The sequence below is a fragment of the Mycobacterium sp. genome, assembly GCF_049278535.1.
Classification (GTDB): domain Bacteria; phylum Actinomycetota; class Actinomycetes; order Mycobacteriales; family Mycobacteriaceae; genus Mycobacterium.
This window is the reverse complement of sequence record NZ_JBAPMI010000024.1, coordinates 1-2,898: the sequence shown is the minus strand read 5'-3', so window position 1 is coordinate 2,898 and position 2,898 is coordinate 1. Positions and strand designations below refer to the sequence as shown.

The 2,898-nt window shown below is 64.1% G+C and carries 3 protein-coding genes; all 3 read left to right on the top strand.

Features of this window, described 5'->3' with window-relative positions:
- The coding region (locus WAO18_RS01215; RefSeq protein WP_422203190.1) for an alpha/beta fold hydrolase at positions 1-756 on the top strand (756 nt) is incomplete at its 5' end.
- A 153-nt stretch (positions 757-909) separates the two neighbouring features.
- Complete coding sequence (gene pstS, locus WAO18_RS01210; protein WP_422203189.1) at positions 910-2,028, top strand: phosphate ABC transporter substrate-binding protein PstS; 1,119 nt, start codon at positions 910-912, stop codon at positions 2,026-2,028.
- A 70-nt stretch (positions 2,029-2,098) separates the two neighbouring features.
- A partial coding sequence (locus WAO18_RS01205) for a serine/threonine-protein kinase (protein WP_422203192.1) occupies positions 2,099-2,898 on the top strand: 800 nt, incomplete at its 3' end.

Here is a 2,898-nt window from a genome sequence, read left to right as displayed (position 1 = left end):
ATACTGCTGCATGGTGGTGAATTCGGCATCAGCGCCGAAATCAGTTGGGAAAAAACGATACCCGCACTTGCCGAGCGGTACAGAGTGCTGGCGCCCGACATGCTGGGCTTCGGGCTATCGGCCAAAGTCGTCGACTTCAACGACGGCCGCGGGATGCGGATACGGCATATCGCCCGGTTCTGCGATGAAATCGGTGTCGGCTCGGCGCACTTCGTCGGTAACTCGATGGGTGCGATCAACCTGCTCGTCGATGCCACGTCGGATGCACCCCTGCTGCCGATGCGCAGTCTGGTGGCCATCTGCGGGGGCGGCGAGATCCAGCGCAACCAGCACACCGACGCGCTCTACGACTACGACGCGACGGTGCCGGCCATGCGTCGCATCGTCGAGGCGCTCTTCCACGATCCGAGCTATCCCGCCGACCAGGACTACGTCGCGCGTCGTTACGAATCCAGCGTCGCTCCCGGCGCGTGGGAGGCGCTCGCCGCCGCACGCTTCCGGCGGCCGGGCGCGCCGCCGCCGCCCGCGCCGTCGAGTAAACGGGCCTACCACCGCGTCGCGATCCCGGCACTGATCGTCGAGGGCGCCTGTGACAAGCTGCTGCCGCCGGGCTGGGCGAAGGGGATCGCCGACCAGCTTCCCCGGGGGCGCTCGGCCGTTGTCGAGGCTGCGGGTCATTGCCCGCAGATCGAACGGTCCGATGACACCAACGCGCTGCTACTGGAATTTCTGATGGCGGTCGACGCCGCGGTTTGATTCAGCAAATCCGCGCGACACGCAAAGCCGCCACAAAGCCGCCGTTCACTTTTTATTAAGCTCTAGAAGGTTTGCTGTTAACGGTAGGCTCAGCGATCGGTTGCGGAGCGGTACTGGTGTTCAGCGGCCGATCAACGGATCTGGAGGAGTTTTGTGAAGGGCACCCGACGTACAGCGGCGCTGAGCCTGCTGGTTGTCGGCGCCCTGTTGTTATCGGGATGCGGTAGCAGCAGCACTTCCTCGTCATCCTCGTCTGGTTCGGCGACGCCATCGGTACCCGTCAGCTGCAGCGGCAAGAAGAAACTGCAGGCCAGCGGTTCGACTGCGCAAACGAATGCGATCGAGCAGTTCGTTTACGCCTATATCCGCGCCTGCCCGGGCTTTACGTTGGACTACAAGGCAAATGGCTCCGGCGCCGGCGTGCAGCAGTTCGTCAACAATGAAACCGATCTGGGCGGCTCCGACAAGCCTCTGGATCCGGCGAAGGGCGAACCCGACAAGGCGCAGCAGCGTTGCAGCTCACCTGCCTGGGATCTGCCGGCGGTATTCGGCCCGATCGCGGTCACCTACAACCTCGACGGCGTCAATGCGTTGAACCTCGACGGCGCCACCACCGCGAAAATCTTCAACGGAGCTATCACCCTGTGGAACGATCCGGCGATCAAGGCGCTCAACGCCGATATCAATCTGCCGGCGACGCCGATCAACGTGGTCTTCCGCGACGACAAGTCCGGCACTACCTACAACTTCCAGAAGTATCTCGACGCGGCGTCCGACGGCGCTTGGGGCAAAGGCACCGACGAGACCTTCGACGGTGGTGTCGGCCAGGGCGCGACCGGAAACGAGGGCACCTCAGCGGCGCTGCGATCCACTAATGGGTCGATCACCTACAACGAGTGGTCGTTCGCGGTCGGCCACCAGTTGAGCATGGCCCAGATCGTGACGTCGGCTGGTCCGGATCCGGTGACGATCACAGCCGCGTCGGTTGGCAAGACGATCGCGGGGGCGAAATTCGCCGGGGAAGGCAACGATCTGGTGGTCGACACCTCGTCGTTCTACAAGCCGTCTCAGGCCGGCGCCTATCCGATCGTGCTTGCCACCTACGAGATCGTCTGCTCGAGGTACCCGGATTCGTCGACCGGGGCGGCGGTAAAAGCGTTCATGCAAGCCACAATTGGGGCCGGACAAGACGGCCTGGACCAATACGGATACATCCCGATGCCGAGCTCGTTTCAGTCGAAACTGTCAGCGGCCGTGAACGATATCTCGTGATGGAGCGTCGACAGTGAGCAACAGTCAATCGGGTTCGCGGGTCGGGTCGTGGTTTGGGCCCTATCGGCTCATGCGGCTGCTGGGGCGAGGCGGCATGGGCGAGGTCTACGAGGCCGAGGACACCCGCAAGGGTCGGGTGGTGGCGCTCAAGCTGATCTCACCGGACTTTTCGGGCGACCCGATGTTTCGGGTTCGGATGCAACGCGAGGCCGGCGCCGCCGGGCGGTTGACCGAGCCGCATGTCGTGCCCATCCACGACTACGGCGAGATCAACGGGCAGCTGTATTTGGACATGCGCCTGATCGAGGGCGCCGACTTGGCCAGCGTGCTGAAGCGGACCGGGCCGATGAGTCCGCCGCGGGCGGTGGCTATCGTGCGCCAGGTCGCCGCTGCCTTGGACGCCGCGCATGCCGGCGGCGTCACCCACCGGGACGTGAAGCCGGAAAACATCCTGATCACCGGCGATGATTTCGCGTATCTACTGGATTTCGGTATCGCCCGCGCCGGCACCGATCCCGGGTTGACCCAGACCGGCATGGCGGTGGGGACCTATAAGTACATGGCCCCCGAGCGATTCAGCGACAATCAGGTCACTTATCGTGCCGACATCTATTCGCTGGCCTGTGTGCTGGGCGAATGTCTGATCGGTGCACCGCCGTTCCGTGGCGACAGCATCGAACGGCTCGTCGCCGCACACCTGATGGAGCCAGCGCCGCGACCCAGCCAGCTCCGGCCCGGGAAGGTTCCGCCGGCCCTCGATCAGGTGATCGCGAAAGGCATGGCCAAGAATCCCGAGGACCGCTACCGCAGCGCTGGTGAGCTGGCCAACGCCGCGCTACACGCCCTGACCGAACCCGAGCAGCAAAAGGC